The sequence below is a fragment of the Serratia sp. CY83965 genome (assembly GCF_052166375.1).
Taxonomy (GTDB): Bacteria; Pseudomonadota; Gammaproteobacteria; order Enterobacterales; family Enterobacteriaceae; genus Serratia; species Serratia marcescens.
Map to the genome: position 1 here is coordinate 117357 of NZ_JBJNOV010000005.1, position 19028 is coordinate 136384.

The 19028-nt window shown below is 57.4% G+C and carries 21 protein-coding genes and 3 pseudogenes; 11 read left to right on the forward strand and 13 right to left on the reverse strand.

Annotated elements, in window-relative coordinates; genetic code table 11:
• Positions 1-10: 10 nt before the first annotated feature.
• Positions 11-1294, forward strand: coding sequence for an enterobactin transporter EntS (gene entS, locus ACJ8PL_RS14685; protein ID WP_016927690.1), 1284 nt, complete (start codon positions 11-13; stop codon positions 1292-1294).
• Positions 1295-1298: 4 nt separating this feature from the next.
• On the opposite strand, the gene ACJ8PL_RS14690 is transcribed toward entS, so the two are convergent.
• Positions 1299-1658: a winged helix-turn-helix transcriptional regulator gene (locus ACJ8PL_RS14690; RefSeq protein ID WP_016927691.1), complete on the reverse strand. Its 360-nt coding sequence runs from the start codon at positions 1656-1658 to the stop codon at positions 1299-1301.
• A 101-nt stretch (positions 1659-1759) separates the two neighbouring features.
• Between ACJ8PL_RS14690 and ACJ8PL_RS14695 the strand changes: the two genes are divergently transcribed.
• Together ACJ8PL_RS14695 and ACJ8PL_RS14700 are read left to right on the forward strand one after the other, a co-directional pair.
• Positions 1760-2314 carry an NAD(P)H-dependent oxidoreductase gene (locus tag ACJ8PL_RS14695; protein WP_016927692.1) on the forward strand — a complete coding sequence of 185 codons (555 nt, stop codon included), beginning with the start codon at positions 1760-1762 and terminating at the stop codon, positions 2312-2314.
• Positions 2315-2405: 91 nt separating this feature from the next.
• Positions 2406-3056 (forward strand): annotated as a pseudogene (locus tag ACJ8PL_RS14700) (LysE family translocator).
• Positions 3057-3071: 15 nt separating this feature from the next.
• Here the strand turns inward: ACJ8PL_RS14700 and ACJ8PL_RS14705 are convergent.
• Positions 3072-3848 carry an NAD(P)H-dependent oxidoreductase gene (locus tag ACJ8PL_RS14705; RefSeq protein WP_240294068.1) on the reverse strand — a complete coding sequence of 259 codons (777 nt, stop codon included), beginning with the start codon at positions 3846-3848 and terminating at the stop codon, positions 3072-3074.
• Positions 3849-3932: 84 nt separating this feature from the next.
• Here ACJ8PL_RS14705 and ACJ8PL_RS14710 point away from each other — a divergent pair, with 84 nt between their 5' ends.
• A complete protein-coding gene (locus ACJ8PL_RS14710) occupies positions 3933-4826 on the forward strand; it encodes a LysR family transcriptional regulator (protein WP_016927695.1) in 894 nt (297 codons plus the stop codon).
• Between the two features lie 27 nt (positions 4827-4853).
• On the opposite strand, the gene ACJ8PL_RS14715 is transcribed toward ACJ8PL_RS14710, so the two are convergent.
• From ACJ8PL_RS14715 to ACJ8PL_RS14725, 3 genes are all read right to left on the reverse strand, one after another.
• On the reverse strand, positions 4854-5015 hold the full coding sequence (locus tag ACJ8PL_RS14715) for a hypothetical protein (protein ID WP_016927696.1): 162 nt from the start codon (positions 5013-5015) through the stop codon (positions 4854-4856).
• A 141-nt stretch (positions 5016-5156) separates the two neighbouring features.
• On the reverse strand, positions 5157-7223 hold the full coding sequence (locus ACJ8PL_RS14720) for a TonB-dependent copper receptor (protein ID WP_442531242.1): 2067 nt from the start codon (positions 7221-7223) through the stop codon (positions 5157-5159).
• A gap of 225 nt (positions 7224-7448) precedes the next feature.
• The gene (locus ACJ8PL_RS14725) at positions 7449-7850 is read right to left on the reverse strand and encodes a DUF2946 domain-containing protein (protein ID WP_097102021.1); all 402 of its coding nucleotides are present in this window, start codon (positions 7848-7850) and stop codon (positions 7449-7451) included.
• 229 nt (positions 7851-8079) lie between these two features.
• On the opposite strand from ACJ8PL_RS14725, the gene ACJ8PL_RS14730 reads away from it, so the two are divergent.
• Positions 8080-8688 carry a class I SAM-dependent DNA methyltransferase gene (locus tag ACJ8PL_RS14730; RefSeq protein ID WP_079452129.1) on the forward strand — a complete coding sequence of 203 codons (609 nt, stop codon included), beginning with the start codon at positions 8080-8082 and terminating at the stop codon, positions 8686-8688.
• Positions 8689-8728: 40 nt separating this feature from the next.
• Here ACJ8PL_RS14730 and ACJ8PL_RS14735 read toward each other — a convergent pair whose 3' ends face one another.
• A complete protein-coding gene (locus ACJ8PL_RS14735) occupies positions 8729-10030 on the reverse strand; it encodes a PQQ-dependent sugar dehydrogenase (protein WP_016927700.1) in 1302 nt (433 codons plus the stop codon).
• 10 nt (positions 10031-10040) lie between these two features.
• Complete coding sequence (locus tag ACJ8PL_RS14740) at positions 10041-10466, reverse strand: DUF2231 domain-containing protein (protein ID WP_028127428.1); 426 nt, start codon at positions 10464-10466, stop codon at positions 10041-10043.
• 167 nt (positions 10467-10633) lie between these two features.
• Here ACJ8PL_RS14740 and ACJ8PL_RS14745 point away from each other — a divergent pair, with 167 nt between their 5' ends.
• Positions 10634-11092, forward strand: a complete 459-nt coding sequence (locus ACJ8PL_RS14745) for a YbaK/EbsC family protein (protein ID WP_016927702.1) — start codon at positions 10634-10636, stop codon at positions 11090-11092.
• Positions 11093-11185: 93 nt separating this feature from the next.
• Here the strand turns inward: ACJ8PL_RS14745 and pdxR are convergent, their stop codons facing one another.
• Complete coding sequence (gene pdxR, locus ACJ8PL_RS14750; RefSeq protein WP_234214267.1) at positions 11186-12595, reverse strand: MocR-like pyridoxine biosynthesis transcription factor PdxR; 1410 nt, start codon at positions 12593-12595, stop codon at positions 11186-11188.
• Between the two features lie 170 nt (positions 12596-12765).
• Between pdxR and ACJ8PL_RS14755 the strand changes: the two genes are divergently transcribed.
• The 3 genes from ACJ8PL_RS14755 to ACJ8PL_RS14765 all read left to right on the forward strand — a co-directional run bounded on the left by ACJ8PL_RS14755 (position 12766) and on the right by ACJ8PL_RS14765 (position 14197).
• Positions 12766-13221 carry a carboxymuconolactone decarboxylase family protein gene (locus ACJ8PL_RS14755; protein WP_049299252.1) on the forward strand — a complete coding sequence of 152 codons (456 nt, stop codon included), beginning with the start codon at positions 12766-12768 and terminating at the stop codon, positions 13219-13221.
• A gap of 74 nt (positions 13222-13295) precedes the next feature.
• The gene (locus ACJ8PL_RS14760) at positions 13296-13733 is read left to right on the forward strand and encodes a cupin domain-containing protein (RefSeq protein ID WP_240323802.1); all 438 of its coding nucleotides are present in this window, start codon (positions 13296-13298) and stop codon (positions 13731-13733) included.
• Between the two features lie 2 nt (positions 13734-13735).
• Positions 13736-14197: a carboxymuconolactone decarboxylase family protein gene (locus ACJ8PL_RS14765; protein ID WP_442531243.1), complete on the forward strand. Its 462-nt coding sequence runs from the start codon at positions 13736-13738 to the stop codon at positions 14195-14197.
• A 14-nt stretch (positions 14198-14211) separates the two neighbouring features.
• On the opposite strand, the pseudogene ACJ8PL_RS14770 reads toward ACJ8PL_RS14765, so the two are convergent.
• Positions 14212-15009, reverse strand: a pseudogene (locus tag ACJ8PL_RS14770) (SDR family NAD(P)-dependent oxidoreductase).
• Between the two features lie 113 nt (positions 15010-15122).
• Here ACJ8PL_RS14770 and ACJ8PL_RS14775 point away from each other — a divergent pair.
• Entirely contained in the window at positions 15123-16058 is a 936-nt protein-coding gene (locus ACJ8PL_RS14775; protein ID WP_442531244.1) for a GlxA family transcriptional regulator, read from the forward strand.
• Positions 16059-16121: 63 nt separating this feature from the next.
• Here the strand turns inward: ACJ8PL_RS14775 and ACJ8PL_RS14780 are convergent, their stop codons facing one another.
• Complete coding sequence (locus ACJ8PL_RS14780) at positions 16122-16958, reverse strand: DUF3626 domain-containing protein (RefSeq protein WP_232036936.1); 837 nt, start codon at positions 16956-16958, stop codon at positions 16122-16124.
• Positions 16959-17024: 66 nt separating this feature from the next.
• Positions 17025-17402, reverse strand: a complete 378-nt coding sequence (locus ACJ8PL_RS14785; protein WP_016927710.1) for a VOC family protein — start codon at positions 17400-17402, stop codon at positions 17025-17027.
• A gap of 265 nt (positions 17403-17667) precedes the next feature.
• Here ACJ8PL_RS14785 and ACJ8PL_RS14790 point away from each other — a divergent pair, with 265 nt between their 5' ends.
• Positions 17668-18189, forward strand: a complete 522-nt coding sequence (locus ACJ8PL_RS14790; protein WP_442531245.1) for a GrpB family protein — start codon at positions 17668-17670, stop codon at positions 18187-18189.
• A 112-nt stretch (positions 18190-18301) separates the two neighbouring features.
• On the opposite strand, the gene ACJ8PL_RS14795 is transcribed toward ACJ8PL_RS14790, so the two are convergent.
• Both ACJ8PL_RS14795 and ACJ8PL_RS14800 read right to left on the reverse strand, forming a co-directional pair.
• Positions 18302-18682, reverse strand: a complete 381-nt coding sequence (locus tag ACJ8PL_RS14795) for a nuclear transport factor 2 family protein (RefSeq protein ID WP_049299244.1) — start codon at positions 18680-18682, stop codon at positions 18302-18304.
• 85 nt (positions 18683-18767) lie between these two features.
• Positions 18768-19028: pseudogene (locus ACJ8PL_RS14800) on the reverse strand (hypothetical protein); the annotation flags it as partial.

A 19028-nucleotide genomic window follows, 5' to 3' on the forward strand; every position in this document is an offset into this window, starting at 1 on the left:
GCAGGACACTATGGCCAGACCTTCTTTTTTTCTTGATTTCAGTTTGCTGAGAAGCAATGCGCATTTCCGCGCGATTTTCTGCGCCCGCATGCTGTCGGTGTTTTCCCTCGGCATGCTGGCGGTGGGGGTGCCGATTCAGATCCAGGCGATGACCGGCTCCACGTTGCAGGTGGGGGTCGCGGTGGCGCTGGACGGCGTGGGCATGTTTATCGGCCTGATGCTGGGCGGGGTACTCGCCGATCGCTACGATCGCCGCAAGCTGATCCTGTTTGCGCGCGGCACCTGCGGGCTGGGCTTTGTCGCCCTGAGTCTGAACGCCTTCGCCCCGGCCCCGTCGCTGTGGGCGCTCTACCTGTTGGCGGCCTGGGACGGCTTCTTCGGCGCGCTGGGCATGACGGCGCTGATGGCGGTGATCCCGCTGCTGGTCGGGCGCGAAAACCTGGCGGCGGCGGGGGCCTTGAGCATGGTGACGGTGCGCATCGGTGCGATCCTGGCGCCGGCGCTGGGCGGGATTATCATCGTGTTCGGCGGCGTGGGGCTGGCGTTTGCCGTCGCGGCGGCAGGGACGCTGGGCACCCTTGTGCCGCTGGTGCGCTTGCCGACGCTGTTGCCGCAGCAGCAGGAGCCGGAACATCCGCTGCGCGCGCTCGCCAGCGGCTTCCAGTTTGTCTGGCGCAATAAAGTGGTCGGCTCGGTGGTGCTGCTGGGGATGCTGATGAGCATCGTCGGCGCCGTCAGGGTGCTGTTCCCGGCGCTGGCGCAGGACGCTTACCACGTCGGGGCGTCCTCTATCGGCCTGATGTATTCCGCGGTGCCGCTTGGCGCGATGCTGGGCGCGCTGACCAGCGGCTGGGTGGGGCGTTTCTCTCGCCCTGGCGTGCTGATCCTGATCGCCGCCATCGTCGCGTTTACCGCCATCGCGTCACTGGGGCTGTTCAGCCACCTGGCGCCGGCGCTGCTGGCGCTGGTGTGCTACGGCTACGCCAACGCCATCGCCTCACTTCTGCAGTTCATGCTGATCCAGAGCAACACGCCGGACCATCTGCTGGGGCGGGTGAACAGCCTCGGCACCGCGCAGGACGTAACCGGCGATTCGATCGGCGCGCTGGGGCTCGGCGTACTGGGCCGGGTATTTACCCCGTTGATGAGCGTGCTGTCGTTTGGCGCATTCGCCGCCTTGTTGGGCGTGCTGGTGGCTTTCAGCGTACGCACGTTGCGCCAGTGCCGGCCGGCGGACGCGCTGGTTGAGCACGATGAACCCGCGCCGGCAACCTCAGCGGCGGCGGACAACTAACCCCTCACGGCACCGGCGGTTCCGGCCGGTGCTGCTCCCCCCAGTTACACATCATGTCGATCACCGGGATCAGCGAACGTCCGCGCTCGGACAGGCTGTACTCCACCTTGGGCGGGATCTGCGGATACTCCTTTCTCACCACCAGGCGATCTTTTTCCAGCTCTTTCAGCGTCGAACTGAGCGTTTTATACGAAATGGTGCCGATGCAGCGCTGCAGTTCGTTGAACCGCAATACCGGCTTATACAACGCCAGCCAGTAGAGAATAATCATTTTGTATTTACCGTTGATCACCGACAGGGTGTAGCCATAGCCGGTGTCTTCAAGGCTGATGCCCGTAGGGCTGCAGTGGGATTCGGCGGTCATTTACACTTTCTCCAGGGTAAGTATGTGTCGTGAGTGTGCGTATTTTACATTCTGTCAGCATACCCTAAGATGCGTCGAAACACCTGACTGGAGAGATCAGTATGAAAACGTTGGTGGTAGTGACACATCCCGATATGGCGAACTCGGTGGTCAACAAACGTTGGCTGGAGGAACTGCGCCGCTATCCGGCGCTGTATACCGTGCACGAACTGCATCAGGCCTATCCGGACTGGCAGATCGACGTCGCCAAAGAACAGCAGTTGATTGAAGCGCATGACAACATCGTGCTGCAGTTCCCGATTTACTGGTTCAGCAGCCCGCCGCTGCTGAAAAAATGGCTGGACGACGTGCTCACCTACGGCTGGGCCTACGGTTCTCGCAGCGGCTATAAGATGCAGAACAAGAAACTGGCGCTGGCGGTCACGGCGGGCGTGCGCGCAGAAGATTACGCGCGTGAAGGGCGTTATCGCTACTCGCTGGAGGAGATCTTCCGGCCGTTTGAAGTGACCGCCGATTACGTGCGGGCCGACTATGCTTCGTTCTTTGCCTTTTACGGCAGGGAAGCCGCTTCGGACGGCACGGCAGAGCAGGTTCAGCAGCACGAGTTGGACAGCAGCGCGCAGGGCTATCGGGCATTTCTCGCCGCCCTGAATTAACGAGACTTCCCGGATGCGTCTGATAGTGCTGTTGCGAATGTCCGGGGAGGAATATGATTGCCGTATTCTTTGACTCGCCGGTGATAACCCCATGCCTTCAGCCGAAACGTTTATTGCTTTTCTTGTTGCACTCACCCTTCTGGAACTCTCTCCCGGACCGGATATGATGCTCACGCTGGCCCGGGGTATCGGCCAAGGTCGTCGCATCGCGCTGCTCAATGTTTTCGGCATGGTTTTTGTCGCCGGTATGGTGCAGGTTTCCATGCTGGTGCTCGGCCTCGCCACGCTGTTGCATAGTTATCCGCTGGCGTTGGACGTATTGCGTTGGGTTGGGGCCGCCTATCTGGTCTGGCTGGGGATAAAAATGCTGAAGGTAAGCCGGCAGCGTTCCGATGCCGTGCTGAAACCCCGGATGATGACCGGGTGACAGGCGGTGAAAGAAGGGGCGATTAACAGCCTGACCAACCCTAAGTCGCTGCTGTTCATGTTTGCTTTTCTCCCGCAGTTTGTTAACCCTGAAACCGGGCCGGTTTGGTTGCAATTGCTTGTTTTAGGTTCCATTCAGAAGCTGGCCGGGATCCTTTCGCTGGGCTCTGTCGCTATGGCCTCCGGCACCGTGGGGCAATGGCTCGCCCGCAATCCCCGTTTGTTGGTCTGGCAGCAGCGATTTACGGGCGTGGTCATGATGGGATTGGGCGCCAAACTCCTCCTGGGGGGCGGCGCTGTGTCAGCGCCGCGATAAGGGGAGCGGCTCGCGCTATTTCAGGTGAATGCTAAAACCGTCTTGCCCCGGCGCCAGATGGGCTTTCAGCGTCAACTGCGGGATCAGGTAGTCACCGGCGTTCTGCCGCCGAAACGGAATCGGCTCGGTGTGCCACAGATTATCGAGCCGCTGTCCGAGCTGTTCGCACAGGGCGGCAAAGCGCGTCTCGTCGGTCTTACCGGCGCGGTAGGTGACGAACGGCGGCAACACCTCGAACCCCGGGTAATGCAGCATGCCGTGCTGGATCGGGAACAGAATATCGTCGATCGGCCCGTTGATGCCGCGTGGGGCGTAATGGGATTCCCAGCCGCCGGCGCTGACGATCAGCATCGCCCGTTTGCCTGCCAACATACCCTCGCCGTAACGATCGCCCCAATGGGTATCGGAATGCTCACCGACGCCATAGGCAAAACCATAGGCATAGACACGCTCGAACCAGCCTTTCAGCATCGCCGGCATCGAGAACCACCACAGCGGAAACTGCAACAGCACCGCGTCCGCCCAGCGCAATTTTTGCTGCTCCCGTTCGATATCGGCGCTCTGCACGCCGTTGGCAAACGCGCGCCGGGAATCCAGCGAAGGATCGAAACGTGGGCCTGATGCGCCATCCAGGCTGTCGTTGGCGTCAAGTGCCGCTTTCCACTTCATGGCGTACAGATCGGACACCTGTACCTGATGGCCGGCCTGCGTCAGGCGCTCAACGGCGAAGTTTTTCAGTGAGCCGGTCAGCGACTGCGGCTCCGGGTGGGCGTAAACAATCAGCACATTCATAACAACGCTCCTTGGTGTGAGAGCTGCAGAGTAGGGCGTCACAAGGTATATTAGAAATGAATTACTGTTATCCCAGGTATAAGCATGAATAATTTAAGGCGGCTGGATCTCAATCTGCTGGTGACGCTCGACGCGCTGCTGGCTGAGCACAACGTCACGCGCGCGGCGCAGCGGCTCAATTTCTCTCAGCCGGCAGTCAGCGTGCATCTCGCCAAACTGCGGGCGATCTTTGACGATCCGCTGCTGTTGCCCGGCCCGCGCGGCATGCGTCCGACCGCCAGAGCGGAGCAACTGCGGGAACCGCTGCGTCAGGCGCTGGCGGCGCTTGAGTTGGCGGTGACGCCGGCGACGCCGTTCGATCCCGCTGTGGCGACCGATATCTGGCGTGTGGCCGCCTTCGACTACGGCGAATCCACCATCGTCCTGCCGGCGCTGAACGGTTTGCGCACGGCGGCGCCCGGCACCCGGCTGGCGGTGCTGGAAACCGCGCCGTCACGCATCGCCAAACTGGCGGAACAGGGAGAGATCGATCTGGCGTTTCACACCCGCGAAGGGGCGCCGCCCGGTCTGCGTCAGCGTACGCTATTCCGTGAACGCTATGTGCTGGTGGGCAGAGTCGGTCACCCTAAGCTGCATGAAAACCTGACGCTGGCGCAATTCTGCCTATTGGAGCAGGTGATGGTTTCGCCGGACGGTGGCGGTTTCTACGGCATCACCGACCAGGCGCTGGCGGACGTGGGGCTGACGCGGCGCGTGGTGCTTTCCGTGCCGCATTTTCTCTTCGTGATCTCGGTACTGACGCAGTCCGATTTGGTGGCGATGTTGCCGGAGCGGCTGGTGCGCAACCAACCGTTATTGCAGCAACTCAAACCGCCGTTGGCGGTGCCGGGTTTTGAAATGACGATGCTGTGGCACGAACGATCGCATCGGGATCCCGCTCACCGGTGGCTGCGCGAACATATCGTGCGTTCAGTGTGATCGGGCTAATGTAAACAGCGCGGGAAATTACATGAACAGGAAGCGGTCGGCCAGCGGAACGCCGCGTTCGAGGCGCGGTGGCAACGCGTCGTCGCGATCGTCAGGCTGAGCAGCTTGCGGCGCGGCGTCTTCGGCTTTTTCGATCATCAGCTCGCCGAGCAGGGCCAGAAAACGAGTGATCTTTTGCATATTCCCTCCGGGGCCATGATTAACCTGAGGACGATAGTAATCGCCGCCTAACCGAATGGGAAAAACTTAAAACTCATATCCTAAGAACCGGATCGCATATCGCATGACCGGGCGACGGTTGCCCATCGCCCGGTGAACGGTTTAGAAGGTGACGTTAACCTTGGCCCACAGGGTGCGGCCCGGTTCATTCACCGCGCTGTTGGCCGAATAGCCGAAGGCGCTGTTGCCCGCCAGGTTGAGGTGCTCGCTGTAGGTCTTGTTCAGGATGTTATCCAGACCGGCGCTCAGCTTGACGTTTTTATTCACCTTGTAGGCGGCGTTCGCGGAGAGCACGCCGAAGCCGGCGCTTTCGGCAAAGTCTTTGCCCACCACGTTGCCTTCGTTGATCGCCACGCGGTTTTGGCTGCTGACCAAACGCCACAGCCCGGTGCCGCTCCAGTCGCCGTACTCGTAGGTCAGCCCCAGACGCGCCTCCAGCGGCGGGATCTGCGGCAGCGGGCGGCCGTCGCTGGTGTTTTTGCCCCAGGAGTAGGCCAGGCTGGCGTCGGTTTTCCAGTGCTCGCTCAACTGATAACCCATGCCCATTTCGCCGCCCATGATGTTGGCGTTGACGTTATCGGCCTGGCTGAGACGCGCATTGTGCGGATCGTATTTGAACAGGATGAAATCATCGACGCGGCCCACATAAGCGGAGACCCAGCCGTTGAAGCGCTTGCCGTTGTATTGTGCGCCGATGTCGAGCTGCGTAGTTTTCTCGCTCTTGACGCTGGAGAACGGATCCTTGCTGCCATTCGGGCCGAGCTTCGGCGAGAACAGCTCCCAGTAATCCGGGAAACGCTCAGTATAACCGACGCCGGCGTACAGCATCAGCGGCAGCTCGGCCAGCGTGTGCTCCAGGCGCATAAAACCGCTCGGCAGGGTGTCGGAACGCTCCGCGTCGCCGCCGTTGCGGAAGTTTTCCACCAGGGTGCGATCGAGACGCGCGCCGCCGATCAGTTTATTCTGTTCGCTGGTGGACCAGGTCAGTTCGCTGAAGGCGCCGTAGCTGTTGAACTGGGCGTCTTTTTCCCAGCTGCCGCGGCTCATGCTGCGATGGGTGTTGGTTTGGGTGTCCAGGCCGCTTTCCAGCTTCACGTCCTGCCACAGCCAGGTGCCCATTACGCGACCGCCAACGGTGCGGCGATCGAGCTGCATCGTCATGCCGGAGGACATCATATGTCCGCCATGGCCGCCCATGCCCATACCGCCATGGCCACCGTGCCCACCCATGCCGCCGCTGCCCGGTGAGCGCAGGGTGACGTTGTCCATCACGTGGTTGGCGTAATTGTAGTAGACCTGCGCTTCCAGCTTATCCAGCACCTCGCCGATGTTGGATTTTTCCACCCGCATGCCCAGGCTTTCGCGCTTGAACTGCGAACCGTCCATGCTGCGGCCGGCATAGCGCGCTTCGCCGTTGCCGCGGCCCATGGTCACTTCCAGCAGCGTATCGTTGTCCGGCGTCCAGCCGAGCGCCAGATCGCCGTTCCACTTGTCCCAGCGCGATGGCACGCGCGTATTGGTGCCGTCCTGATAATCGTTGGAACGAGATTTGTTGGCCATCACCCGCAAGTAACCTTGCTCGGCGCCGAGGCTGGCGTCGATATTCTCGTCCCAGCGGCCGTTGGAGCCGGTCAGCACGCTGGCGTTGCCCTTGACGCCCGGTTTGTCGAAGCGTGGGCGTTCACGTTCGAAACGCACGGTGCCCGCCGACGATCCCGGTCCCCACAGCACCGTCTGCGGCCCTTTGGTGATGGTCAGCAGATCGAAACTTTCCGGCGAGATGTAAGAGGTGGGCGCATCCATTCTCGATGGGCAGGCGCCCAGCATTTCCGAACCGTCGGTGAGGATCTTCAACCGCGAACCGAACATGCCGCGGAACACCGGATCGCCGTTGGTGCCGCCGTTGCGGATCTGAGAAAAACCGGGAATGGTTTTCAGGTAGTCCGAGCCATCGCTGGCCGGCACCGGCTGACGCGGAGTTTTCGGTGACGTCACGATGGTCAGCGGAGAGTAGAGCGGTGCGGTGACGGTGATCACGTCGCCATCATTAACCTTTGTGTTGGCAGGGTGCTGATGCGCCTGCGCCGCGTGGCCAGCCAGCAGGAACAGCGGCATGGCGGCGGTGATGGCGCGGGCGGCGGCGTTCTTTTTATAAACGGGTTTAAACATCATCTTTCCTTAAGCTAACTTTTTTCCGTTCTTGGCCGAGGGATTATTCAGGCGTGGGGCGGCCTGGCGAAAATCACCATCGGTAAATACGGGGGTTAATTCCATCAGCGTGGAAATAACCGGATTAATAATGTCGTCTCGGTGCTTAATCGTTGGGCGAATTAATTCCGCCGGGTTGAAGCGATCAACGGCAATACAGAGAACGGCAATGGGCTTATTGTTAAATCAGAGGAAAGAGAGGGGGGGCGCGCGCGGCTGTAATTCGGTGTGAACGACGTGGGCAAACAGGGGAACGAGATAGCGGATCGGCGGCGGGCGCGAAGCCAGCGACTGAGACCAGAACAGCGGGGCGTGGCTCACGTCCAGCAGCGGCGCGTGCAGCAACAGCACGCAGTAGCCGCAGGCGCTGTCGTCCATCATCATCGCCATGTTGTGGTGGCCGCCGCCGTGCTGCATCAGCGGCTGCGAGGCTTTTTCAGGTTCAGACGGCGGCGAGTGCATCCCGTGATGCATCGGCATATCCATGCCGCAATCCGCCATGACGGCCGTTCCAGCACTTCCGGCGCGTACATGCTCCAGAGATCGCGAGATCACCGGCGCAATGAACAACATCAGAATGGCAAACATCCCTAACCAGGCGGCGGCCCGATTTCGCGATGCAGAGGGCTGAATTAACGACACAATCAACCTAAAAAAGGGTTAACACAGGGGAGGGAATTGTACTGGTTTATGTCGAAATGTTAAAACCTTTTATTTCTGGTCAACGGCCTGTTGATGAATATATTATCGGATAAGCGCTTTAATTCTGACCAAAGGCTATTTTTATTGCGCCACTAACGTGACGGGGACAATATTAATGACGGAAGAACTGGCGAGCACGATTATTCCGCTTTATGACGAACATGCCGCCGCCTGGGAACGCCTCAGACCCACCACGCTGTTCGAGCGGCCGTGGCTCGACCGCTTTTTGCAGCTTACCCCGGCCAACGCGCGGCTGCTGGATCTCGGCTGCGGCAATGGCGCGCCGATCGCCGCCTATTTTATCGAACAAGGGTATCGAGTCACCGGCATCGACGGCGCGCAGGCGATGATCGCGCGCTGCCGGCAGCGTTTTCCACAGCAGGAGTGGCGGCAGATGGACATGCGCCGGCTGAATCTGGCGACAAGATTCGATGGCCTGCTGGCCTGGGACAGCTTCTTCCATCTGGCGCGCGACGATCAGCGCCGCATGTTTCTACTGTTCAGACGGCACGCCAAGCCGCATGCCGCACTGATGTTCACCAGCGGCCCTGAAGACGGCGTGGCGATCGGCAATTTCGAAGGCCAGCCGCTGTTTCACGCCAGCCTGGCGCCGGAGGAGTATACGCGCCTGCTGCAGGAAAACGGCTTCCGCGTGGTCGATCATGTGGTGGAAGATCCCGCCTGCGGGGGAAGAACGGTCTGGTTGGCGCAAAGCATCAAGTGACAATGTCACGTGCAGGTTCATCGGAACCTGCACGTTAACGTTATTTAGCGCTGACGCGCCAAACGGTGTTGCCCACGTCATCCGCAATCAGCAGGGCGCCGGCCTTGTCGACCGCTAATCCAACCGGCGCGCCATAGAGTTCCTTCTCGTCGTCGGAGACAAAGCCGGTGACTACCGCTTTGAGTTTACCGACCGGCTTGCCTTGTTCGAACGCCACGTAGCTGACCCGGTAGCCGTTCAGCGGCGAGCGATCCCAACTGCCGTGCTCACTGACAAAGGCGCCGCCGCGATAGTCGGCCGGCAGAGCGCTTGCGGTGTAGAACAGCAGCCCCAGCGGCGCGACGTGCGAGCTGAGGGCGTAGTCCGGCTTGATGGCTTTCGCCACCAGATCCGGCCGCGCCGGCTGCACCCGACGATCGACGTGCTGGCCGAAATAGCTGTAAGGCCAGCCGTAGAAGCCGCCGTCCTGTACCGAGGTCAGGTAGTCCGGCACCAGATCGGCGCCGATCTCGTCACGCTCGTTGACGATGGCCCACAGCTTGCCGCTGTGCGGTTCCCACTGCAGCCCGGTCGGATTGCGCAGGCCGCTGGCGAAGATGCGGCTGGCGCCGGAGGCGGTGTCCACTTCCAACACGGCGGCGCGCCGGTACTCTACGGCCAGGCCGTTTTCGGTGATGTTGCTGTTGGATCCAACGCCGACATACAGCTTTTTACCGTCCGGGCTGGCCAGCAGGGCCTTGGTCCAATGATGGTTGATGGTGTCCGGCAGATCGGCCAGCTCTTTACCCGGATCGCTGATGCGCGTTTCGCCCGGCTGATAGGCGTACTGCATGATATTGCCGGTGTTGGCCACATACAGGGTGTTGCCAATCAGCTGAACGCCGAATGGAGAATCGAGCCCCTCGAGGAAGACATGCTTTTCCCAGCTGCCGTCGGCGGTGGGGCGCAACAGGGTGATGCGGTTACCGCCTTTTCCCCCTTTACCTGACTGCCCCTTAACCAGCCCGGCGATCAGCTGCTTGGGTGTGCTGACCGCTTCGGTGCCCGGCCCGTTGGCCTCCACCACCAACACATCACCGTTGGGCAGGGTAAGCAACTGACGCGGGTGCAGCAAACCGTCTGCCACCTTGTCGATTTTCAAGCCTTCGGCGACTTTCGGCATCTGGTTTTGCTGCCAGCCCACGCCCTTTGGCACCTGCATCGGCGGCATCAGGAAATCTTGCGCCGCCGGCAATGCCGGATCCGGCCCCATTTGTTGTTCCGGCGAAATGACGGCACTGTTATCGCAGCCGGCCAGCGCCAGTACGGCCGAAAGCGCAATCGCGATGGATGATAGCTTCATGAAAACCTCCTTATTTTGCGCGGGCGCTCACGGCCAGCAGAATGTTGGCGAAGCTCAGCAGCGCGACCACGATCGCAGACAGCACCAGGCCTTGCGGCACCACGGCATACGCATCCCGGCTATGCACGAAAGCGTTGATAATGGCGAGAACGATGGCCAACAGATTCAGCCAGAAATGGAGCTTGACCGATAAGCCCTGTAGCCGGCCGCTGCCGAACCACACCTGCACCAGGTTAATCAGTCGGGGAATGATGGCAAAAATCAGGCCGATGGCGATCAGCCAACTGGCACCATTGACCCATTGAATATTCGCCGTGCAGGCATAGATGATGTCGAAAATGAGCGCCGCGGTAAAAAATCCATAGGGTATCGGATTGAGCCATTCATAGACGGCCACCGCGGCCGCTGAAGGCCTTGCTGTCGTTTGCGTGGTCATACTGGTATCTCCATGAAAAATGATAGATAAAAAGGCGTTGGCCCCTTAAAGCTTTGTTCAGATTCACCGATTTGAACAATTTTGATTCTCATTTTTAGCATGCGATGTTAAAACCGAAACCGTCACCACGGCATTATCAATGGCTTAGCAACATCTGGAGGAAGGGCATGAGTGTAGAGCGCGTTCAGCGATTTCTGGCCGAGCACGCGCCGGAAACGGCGGTGACGGTGCTGGCAAAGAACACCGCGACGGTAGCGCTGGCGGCGGAAGCCTTTGGCGTGGAGGGCGGGCAGATCGCCAAGACGCTTTCGTTTCGCGTGAACGACGGCGTGGTGTTGTTGGTGATGGCGGGAACCGCCAGAATCGATAACAAGAAGTACAAGCAATTCTTTGGCGTAAAGGCACGCATGCTGCCGGCGGAGGAGGTGGAGGCGCTGACCGGCTATCCGCCCGGCGGCGTTTGCCCCTTTGCCGCACCGGCAACGGTGAGAGTTTACTGCGATCGCAGTCTGTGCAGCTACAGTGAAGTGCTTCCGGCAGGCGGCAGTGATAACTCAGGCGTGAGAATTGCGCCGCAACGGCTGGCCAGCATCACCGGAGCGGAGTGGATTGACGTGACAGGGTAACTGCAAGTGTGTTATTGCAAGATTAAAAAGTCACCCGATTTAGCCCGTTTGAAATGTCACTCACTTCGTCAATACGATAATCGCAAGGGGCCGTTAAGCGAGTTTACGGATCAATCGATCCAGCCGCTCGCAGGCATGGAGGAGTGATTCGCCTTCCTTGCCTGATACGCCAAGCAACAGACCGGACTTTTCCGCTACCCCTGACTGATACCAGGCTGAAAGCGGGGATGGCGCCAGGCCAAAGTTATAGGCGTAATGCGCAATGGTGCGATCCTGAGAGCCGTCTGGCAGGTTGATTAAGACGGATAAACCATGGACCTGAACGGTGTAGCCTAACGCCTTCATTATGCGGGAAAGTTCAGTACTTCTGGCATGGTAAACTCTTTTCATTTTTCGCAGATGCCGAAGAAAATGCCCCTCACTCAAAAAGGCATGCACCGCCATCTGGATCGCGGGAGTCGGAGCGGGGGAAAGCGAGGCGGCGACATCAGCAACCGTCTCGACAAGCGATGGCGGCGCCACGACAAACCCCAGGCGTAGAGCCGGGCTAATGGTTTTACTGAATGATCCAATATGGATAACCCGACCATAAATATCCTGTGACGCCAGCGCTGGCGCCGCGCGGCGATTAAGCTGCAACTCCCCCAGATAGTCATCCTCGATGATCCAGCGGCCATTTTGGTGGGCCCACTCAATTAAACGGTGGCGCCGTTCCAATGATAATGCCATCCCCAGGGGCGCTTGCTGCCCGGGGGTGACCAGCGCGATTGCCGCGTCAGGCGCGTGATGGATGCCATATTCTATATCCATCCCTTCGGAATCGACCCGCACAGGTACCGTGGCCAGGCCCGCAAGGCTCAAGGCTTTTCTTGCCGGCGGAAAGCCAGGATTTTCCACCCAGGCTTTGTGCCCGCGTAAAGACAGCGCATGCAGTATGAGGCCAAGTCCTCCGGTGAATCCGGCAGTCACGAAAACTTGAGAAGGATGGCATTTGATTCCTCTGGAAAGGGTGAGCTGACCGGCGATTTCGCGGCGCAATTCGCTTTCCCCTCTGGGGTCGCCATAGCATTGTCTGGACTGCACGGCGTGGCGGGCTGACGCCGCAAAAAGGCGTGAGAAGAGGGGGACGGGAAAGACATCGCCGGCAGGGATCCCCATCTGAAAATCGCCTGTAGGGAAGAGAAAATCCTGAAACAATTCTGAAGTGGGTACGGATTCAGGCACCTTTTTCGCCGCCCTGCCCGGCGGTAGATTATCCACGACGCAGGTTCCACGAGAGCGGGACATCACGACAAGTTGCTCATCGGATAACCGTTCATAGGCGGTCTTAACCGTGCCGCGAGAGATACCCAATTGTATGGCAAGGTCAATCCATGAAGGGAGCCTTGTGCCTGGCGCAAGAACACCGCTCTCAATGGCTTCGGTGATCCCCTGGCGGATCTGCTCAGCGATGGATATCCGTGCGTTACGGTCAATCGTCAGCGCCAGAGTGGGTTTGTTCATATATCGCTCCATTAATCAGCAGGTGTACTTGAAATAGCAGAGGCATTTCTGGTCAGCATGTTTTAACCATCCCGGATGCGTGGTACAGCAAAATCTTCGTTTTTTGGTTCTTTTAAGTGTAAATCCAGCTGTTATGCTTGACTCAGTTTCAACGATAAAGGAAATAAAAAATGAGTCAACGCATTGATTATACTAAAACTTCTCCGGCAGGGGTTAAAGCGCTCGGTGGTGTTTATACCTACGTCGCGCAATGTGGCCTGGAGAATACGCTCGTGGAACTGGTTAATTTGCGCGTCAGCCAAATTAACGGCTGCGCTTATTGCCTGGATATGCACACACGCGATCTCCTGAAGAAAGGTCTCAGCCCCGTCAAACTTGCTTTGGTGCAAGTCTGGGAGGAAGCCGGAGAGGTCTTTACCGCGCGTGAAAAGGCGGCGCTGTCCTGGGCCGAGACCGTCACCCGGGTTTCTGAAACGCATGTTCCGGATGAAGCCTTTGCGGCGGCATCTGCCGTTTTCGAAGATAAGGAACTGGCGGATTTGACGATGGCGATAGGCTTAATCAACGCCTATAACCGTCTGGCTATCAGTTTCCGCAATGTACCGCAGGAAGCGCAAAAACCCTGATATTGCGTGTTGTGACGTGGCGAGATCGCGCGGCGTCACACCTGCTTTAACAACTCCAGTCAGGAGCCCGTCATATGATAAGCAGAAATCCATTTTTATCCGCAGTAGCCGCTGTTGGAATGATCTTCTCAACAACCGTTTTGGCGCATGGCGTTGAACCACAGGGGCAAGGCGAGACGGTTAAACCGAATTTTTCGCATGCGATCCCCAACATTCCGGGTAAATCGCTTACTGCCGTCGAAGTCATTTATCCTGCGGGCGCTGCATCAGCATCTCATACGCATGCTCCTTCTTCATTTATCTACGCTTATGTCGTGGAAGGCGAGATTATCAGTCAGGTCGAAGGTCAACCTGAACGGACTTATCGGGCAGGCGAAAGCTGGTATGAAGATCCTGGGGCGCACCATGTTGTCAGCCGTAACGCCAGCAAAACCAAACCGGCGAAACTACTGGCGGTATTTGTCGTGGACACCAAAGATACTCAGCTCACCACGCCAGACAGTAAGCCGTAATAATGGGAGTCCGAATTGATTACACCCGGACGTCCTCCGCTGGCGTCCAGGCATTCAGCGCCATTGACCATTACCTCTGTCATTGCGGTTTGGACGAGCGACTGCGCGATCTCATTAATTTACGCGTCAGCCAGATTAACGGCTGCGCGTATTGCACTGATTTGCATACGCGTATGTTGATGAAAGAGGGCGTCGGCGCCGAGAAACTGGCGGCGCTCCAGGGATGGGTCTGTACCGAAGGCATTTTTTCTTTAAAGGAGCGCGCGGCGTTAGCCTGGGCTGAATATATGACGCTCATTGCCCTTTCATCAAACCGGCGTGAACGCGCGCCAGATTTGCGGCGCTATTTCAGCGACGAAGAGGTATGTGACCTTACGCTGGCTATCAGTCTCATCAACGCCTACAACCGCCTGGCGATAAGCTTTCGTAATATCCCTCAGGCGGTTTTGGAGCATCAGAAGTAATGAATGGACGTGCCTTAACGGCGATAACGCGGGGCCGGCTGCGCAGTGCTGAGATGCTGGCTCATGGTACGCCGAGCGGCCTCCCAGGCATTCCATTCTTCACCGTCCTGCAATGGCGGGATGGTCACCGTTTCACCGGCATCTAAACCTGCCAGCGCGGCATCGACCATATCCTCGCTTTTCATGACCCATGATTGCGGCAGATTTTCATGGCCGCCTACGCCTGGCACATTCCAGAACGCGGTCGCCGTCGCGCCGGGTAAAACGGCCTGAACGCGAATCCCTTTATCCCCGAGCTCGTGCTGCAGAGAGTGGCTGAACGCCAGCACAAAGGCTTTGCTTGCGCCATAAATCCCATTCAGGGTTTCCGGGCTAATCGCGACGATAGACGCGATATTGATGATTGTTCCCGTTCCGCGAGCGAGCATTGCCGGTGCAGCCGCATAAGTTAAACGCATCAGCGCGGTGACGTTGAGGTTAATCATCGCTTCCATTTCATCAACATTCGAATCCAGAAGCGGCGTTACGGCGCCAAAACCGGCATTATTCACCAGCATAGTCAGTGACGTTTCATTACGCAGTAGCTATTCCACATGGCGTAGTTCCTGCGGGTTACCGAGGTCCGCGCCGATAATACGGACCTGACGATGATGAGTATCGCGGATCCGTTGGGCAACCTGTTCCAGACGGTCAGTATTGCGCGCCACAAGGATCAGATCGTAGCCGCGTTTAGCGAGTCTGTCGGCATAGAGTGCGCCGATGCCGCTTGAAGCGCCGGTCACCAGGGCGGTGCCATTTGATGATGTGCTCATGTTTTTCTCCAGGGTGGTTATTTTCAATGATGAGCACAATAACACTCGCATTTCATGTCTTAAATGTCATATAAACACCTTTTTATGACATTGGATTATGATGGGTCCGCTATATGCGCAGAGTCGGTTTTATCCTCACACCCGGTTATTCGCCGATGGGCTTTGCGGTTATTACCGCGTTTGAAGTCGCCAATATGGTGTTGCCGGAACCGGTCTATGACATTCATTTGCTTTCGGAAAATGGCGGCGCGTTACGCACATCCGCGGGCTTCGATGTGGTGACGGAAGCCTTTACTGAAACGCATTACGATGTTTTGCTGTTTGGCGCCAGTATGGAAAAGGCGACACCCGATACCATCGCGTTCGTGCGCCGCGCCGCGCCATTCGCCCGTCGGGTCGCAGCAGCGTGTATTGGGACGTTTTTGCTTGCGGAAGCCGGAATGCTGGACGGACATCGCGCCACCACGCACTGGATGTATGCCCGGGAACTCAAGCAGCGCTACCCGAAGATACAGGTTGAAGAAGACCGGATATTTGTTTGCGATGGTCCGTACTGGACATCAGCAGGGATGACAGCGGCTATCGACCTCGCTCTGGCGTTGTTCGAAAGTGATTTGGGCCCCGATATCACCCGGTCTATAGCGCGAAAACTGGTGCTTTACCATCGCCGCACGGGCGGGCAATCGCAGTACTCGTCACTACTGGAGCTGGAACCGAAAACCGATCGCATTCAGAAGGTGCTGACCTATGCGCGCCGCAATCTGGACCGTCGTCTAAATATTGAAGAACTGGCCGACGTGGCGAATCTGTCGCCTCGTCAATTCAGCCGTATCTTTCAGGCGGAAACCGGACAGTCGCCGGCAAGGGCCGTTGAGTATCTGCGGCTGGAATCGGCGCGGGCGATGTTAGAGGAGAGCAACAGTTCGCTGGATGAGATCGCCAGGCAAACAGGATTTATCGACAGAGAACGCATGCGACGCGCTTTTATTCGTACGATTGGGCAGCCGCCGCAAGTTATTCGTCGTCAGGTACGCCATACTGAAGGCTGAGGGACTTCAGATATAAGGAGAGTAGGGAAGAGCAGCGTCAATAACATCAGCCTACAGAATATTTTACTCCGCGATGGGGCTGCCAAATTTAGCGACGCAATGCCATACCTTCTTCAAATGCTGTGGGTCATAACCTTTCCCGCGAGCTAGCCCGATATCAAATGGCGTAACAAAACCGTTGTTAACGAGTTTTCGCGCCAGATCGGCAATCTCTTTTCCCCGGTAATCGACGCACTCGGGTAGGTGTTTTTCCGCCAGCCGGTAACCAGGATGCCATTCTACCGGGCAGGCTAGCCGGTGAGCGAAAATGTCGATCGGCGTGTCTTTATAGCAACCATCCAGCACTACGGCTTCAACGTCGTCCGCAATAGTCATGATGCCGTGTATGTGAGCTTCTATATAGTTATCTAAAACGTCTGTGATTGGGCTATCTCGCTCGGCTAATTCAATCAGCGCGCACTTTTCGGCAGTAGCAAAATGTGACGGCGCGAAAAAGCTATCGGGGTAACAGAATGTCGTTCTCTCCATGGCCGCTGGGCGCATACGGAAATGCGATGACCCAAAGCGCGGCGAGCCTCCCGTAATGCTGTTTCGGTAATTGAGCGCCCCATATTTAGGGCGTAGTTCCGGGCTTGCGTCAGCATACGCCATGCCAAAAATAGCGTTTTCCCACGCCCAACGATCTCCACCGGGGTATGCCGTTAATCCACCGTTGCTGGTATGCGTTTCAAACTGCGAACGATACACGCCATCCTCAGCTAACGCCTCAATCATGGTCATTCCACGGCATAGCGCATCAGGATGGAAGTTAAGCGTGACGGGCATCGTTGTCGGTAACGGATCACCATCCGCTTTACTGGAAATATGAAGAATGGCGGCCAGAACAGGGTTAGCGAGCATCACAATGTTATGTTAAATAGAGTGTATAATGTCATAATTAACAGACTGTTTTAAATAGAAAAATAATTAGTCCATCGGATTGTGGCAAACCGCCTCGATATTGTGGCCATCCGGGGCGATCACAAATGCCGCATAGTAATGGGCATGGTAATTGGGCCGCAAACCGGGCGCGCCATTGTCTTTGCCGCCGGCGTTTAGCGCGGCGTGGTAGAACGCATCGACCTGCTCACGGCTGCTTGCGGCAAATGCCAGGTGCAGATGCGCCGGCTTTTCATCGGTTTGAAACAGGCACAATGACACATTACCCCGTTCGGGACACAACTCAATGCCATAGCCGGGGTCGCCTTCGGCAACGATTTTTACGCCCAGTGGCGCCAGCGCATTGAGGAAAAACGCTTTGCTGAGGGCAAAGTCGCTGACGCCAAATTTCACATGATCAAACATGGGGAGGCTCCTGGAGCGAGGAGGAATGTTCCCATTCAGTATAGCCAACGCCGCGGTGCGTGCCGAAAGCGATCAAACGCGCGCCAATGCGCATTTAGCGTGCAAATACTGTCCGCTTAAATGACGCGTTTTAGAGAAATCTGCAATATCGTAGCCGCTACGTTTTATCAGATTTCACGTAGCGCGATCAAAAAAGCAGGGGGATGCTTGGCCAATACCGGCAGGTACGCGCCATTGAAAATCATGCCCGGTCATCATTATTGAAGTGGAAAATGGCAGCGCGCATCGAAACTACGCGAGATTATTGGCTGGCGTTTTAACGGCCATTCATCATATCGGCAGCACAGCAGTACTGGAACTGGCAGCCAAACCAACGATTGATATATTGCTGGAGGTTGAAAGTCTGGCGGCGTTGGATAGCTTGAATGACAGGATGCGTGACATGGGATATACGCCGCGTGGCGAGAACGGCAAGCGCACGCATCGCGTGCATGCATTATTGCGGAGAGTGAACAGGCGATCAGACATTTGGCGTTCAGAGATTATCTGCGCAAGCATCATGATGTTGCTCAGTAATACGCGGCAATCAAATGCCAGGCAGCAGAAGACTGCCGGCAAAACCAGCGGCTTATGGCCGGTTGAAAACCGAATTTATTCAACGGCACGAGCAGTTGGCGCTGGCCGGGTTGGCCGCAGGAGAAACCCCAAGAATCAGGCCTGGACGGCAGAATCCACATACCTTCACTTTGGTGCGCATAATGTATATTATGTTAAATTTAAATGCTGAATACGCACCGGGATTAGCCCTGCACATCATCTCTCGCCTCACCTTCAACGTTATCATTCCGACATTCCATTTTCCCGCCAGGCTTACTGTCACTCGCCGCTTTTAAACGCAATCAATCATCAGTTGGCGTACCTTGATGAAATCGCATCTGCCAACCCTCTTTATCTTTCAGGAGCCAAATCGATGAGCGCTCAGTGCAACGAACGGCGCGGCCCTGTGCGTCACGCTGAAAACTTTTATACGTCAGCAACACGGCACCTTCGCTGATTTGCGCCAGCTTAAAAGCTTCGGCGAAAATCGGCGGATAATCCGTTTCCATCTCCAGCGCCGCAACGGTCTGGCGTTTGTCATAGCGCAGCCCTGAACGACCGATCTCTTCAAAGTCTTCATGCAACAATGCCGCGACACGTTTCGGATCGCAGCGCGTCGTTGGCTGGTGCAGTTCAACCTCAAGCGCCTGAATTTGGCTAAGCCACTCTGCAAAATGGGTCAACATGCCCTCCTTTTTGATCGCGCTACGTGAAATCTGGCAAACTTCGGCAGTCAATCTACACCAGAATGACACTCGTGAAACCTGATTATTCCCAGGGGTCCTTCTCATAAAGCTTTTGCCAGTTCTTTTCCGTGACAGGCACGAGTTCCCCGTTGAACGTATAGGTACAACAGCGGCATCTCACCGGCACATCTTCTGCGGTGAATGCCGGGTTCACTTTCTGCAGTATCCCGCGTTCATCGACACACAGTCCGCTGTAATAGCTCGACTCACCACAGCAGACATAGCTCCGCCAGTTTTTACGGTGCAGCGCCACCAGGTAAAAAATGGGCGCTGGTTTGTCCAA

Bases quoted from the DNA above. Each gene is read 5' to 3' on its own strand.
- entS (WP_016927690.1), top strand. From the start codon at position 11: ATGGCCAGACCTTCTTTTTTTCTTGATTTCAGTTTGCTGAGAAGCAAT.
- ACJ8PL_RS14690 (WP_016927691.1), bottom strand. From the start codon at position 1,658: ATGACCGCCGAATCCCACTGCAGCCCTACGGGCATCAGCCTTGAAGAC.
- ACJ8PL_RS14695 (WP_016927692.1), top strand. From the start codon at position 1,760: ATGAAAACGTTGGTGGTAGTGACACATCCCGATATGGCGAACTCGGTG.
- ACJ8PL_RS14705 (WP_240294068.1), bottom strand. From the start codon at position 3,848: ATGAATGTGCTGATTGTTTACGCCCACCCGGAGCCGCAGTCGCTGACC.
- ACJ8PL_RS14710 (WP_016927695.1), top strand. From the start codon at position 3,933: ATGAATAATTTAAGGCGGCTGGATCTCAATCTGCTGGTGACGCTCGAC.
- ACJ8PL_RS14715 (WP_016927696.1), bottom strand. From the start codon at position 5,015: ATGCAAAAGATCACTCGTTTTCTGGCCCTGCTCGGCGAGCTGATGATC.
- ACJ8PL_RS14720 (WP_442531242.1), bottom strand. From the start codon at position 7,223: ATGTTTAAACCCGTTTATAAAAAGAACGCCGCCGCCCGCGCCATCACC.
- ACJ8PL_RS14725 (WP_097102021.1), bottom strand. From the start codon at position 7,850: ATGTTTGCCATTCTGATGTTGTTCATTGCGCCGGTGATCTCGCGATCT.
- ACJ8PL_RS14730 (WP_079452129.1), top strand. From the start codon at position 8,080: ATGACGGAAGAACTGGCGAGCACGATTATTCCGCTTTATGACGAACAT.
- ACJ8PL_RS14735 (WP_016927700.1), bottom strand. From the start codon at position 10,030: ATGAAGCTATCATCCATCGCGATTGCGCTTTCGGCCGTACTGGCGCTG.
- ACJ8PL_RS14740 (WP_028127428.1), bottom strand. From the start codon at position 10,466: ATGACCACGCAAACGACAGCAAGGCCTTCAGCGGCCGCGGTGGCCGTC.
- ACJ8PL_RS14745 (WP_016927702.1), top strand. From the start codon at position 10,634: ATGAGTGTAGAGCGCGTTCAGCGATTTCTGGCCGAGCACGCGCCGGAA.
- pdxR (WP_234214267.1), bottom strand. From the start codon at position 12,595: ATGAACAAACCCACTCTGGCGCTGACGATTGACCGTAACGCACGGATA.
- ACJ8PL_RS14755 (WP_049299252.1), top strand. From the start codon at position 12,766: ATGAGTCAACGCATTGATTATACTAAAACTTCTCCGGCAGGGGTTAAA.
- ACJ8PL_RS14760 (WP_240323802.1), top strand. From the start codon at position 13,296: ATGATAAGCAGAAATCCATTTTTATCCGCAGTAGCCGCTGTTGGAATG.
- ACJ8PL_RS14765 (WP_442531243.1), top strand. From the start codon at position 13,736: ATGGGAGTCCGAATTGATTACACCCGGACGTCCTCCGCTGGCGTCCAG.
- ACJ8PL_RS14775 (WP_442531244.1), top strand. From the start codon at position 15,123: ATGCGCAGAGTCGGTTTTATCCTCACACCCGGTTATTCGCCGATGGGC.
- ACJ8PL_RS14780 (WP_232036936.1), bottom strand. From the start codon at position 16,958: ATGCTCGCTAACCCTGTTCTGGCCGCCATTCTTCATATTTCCAGTAAA.
- ACJ8PL_RS14785 (WP_016927710.1), bottom strand. From the start codon at position 17,402: ATGTTTGATCATGTGAAATTTGGCGTCAGCGACTTTGCCCTCAGCAAA.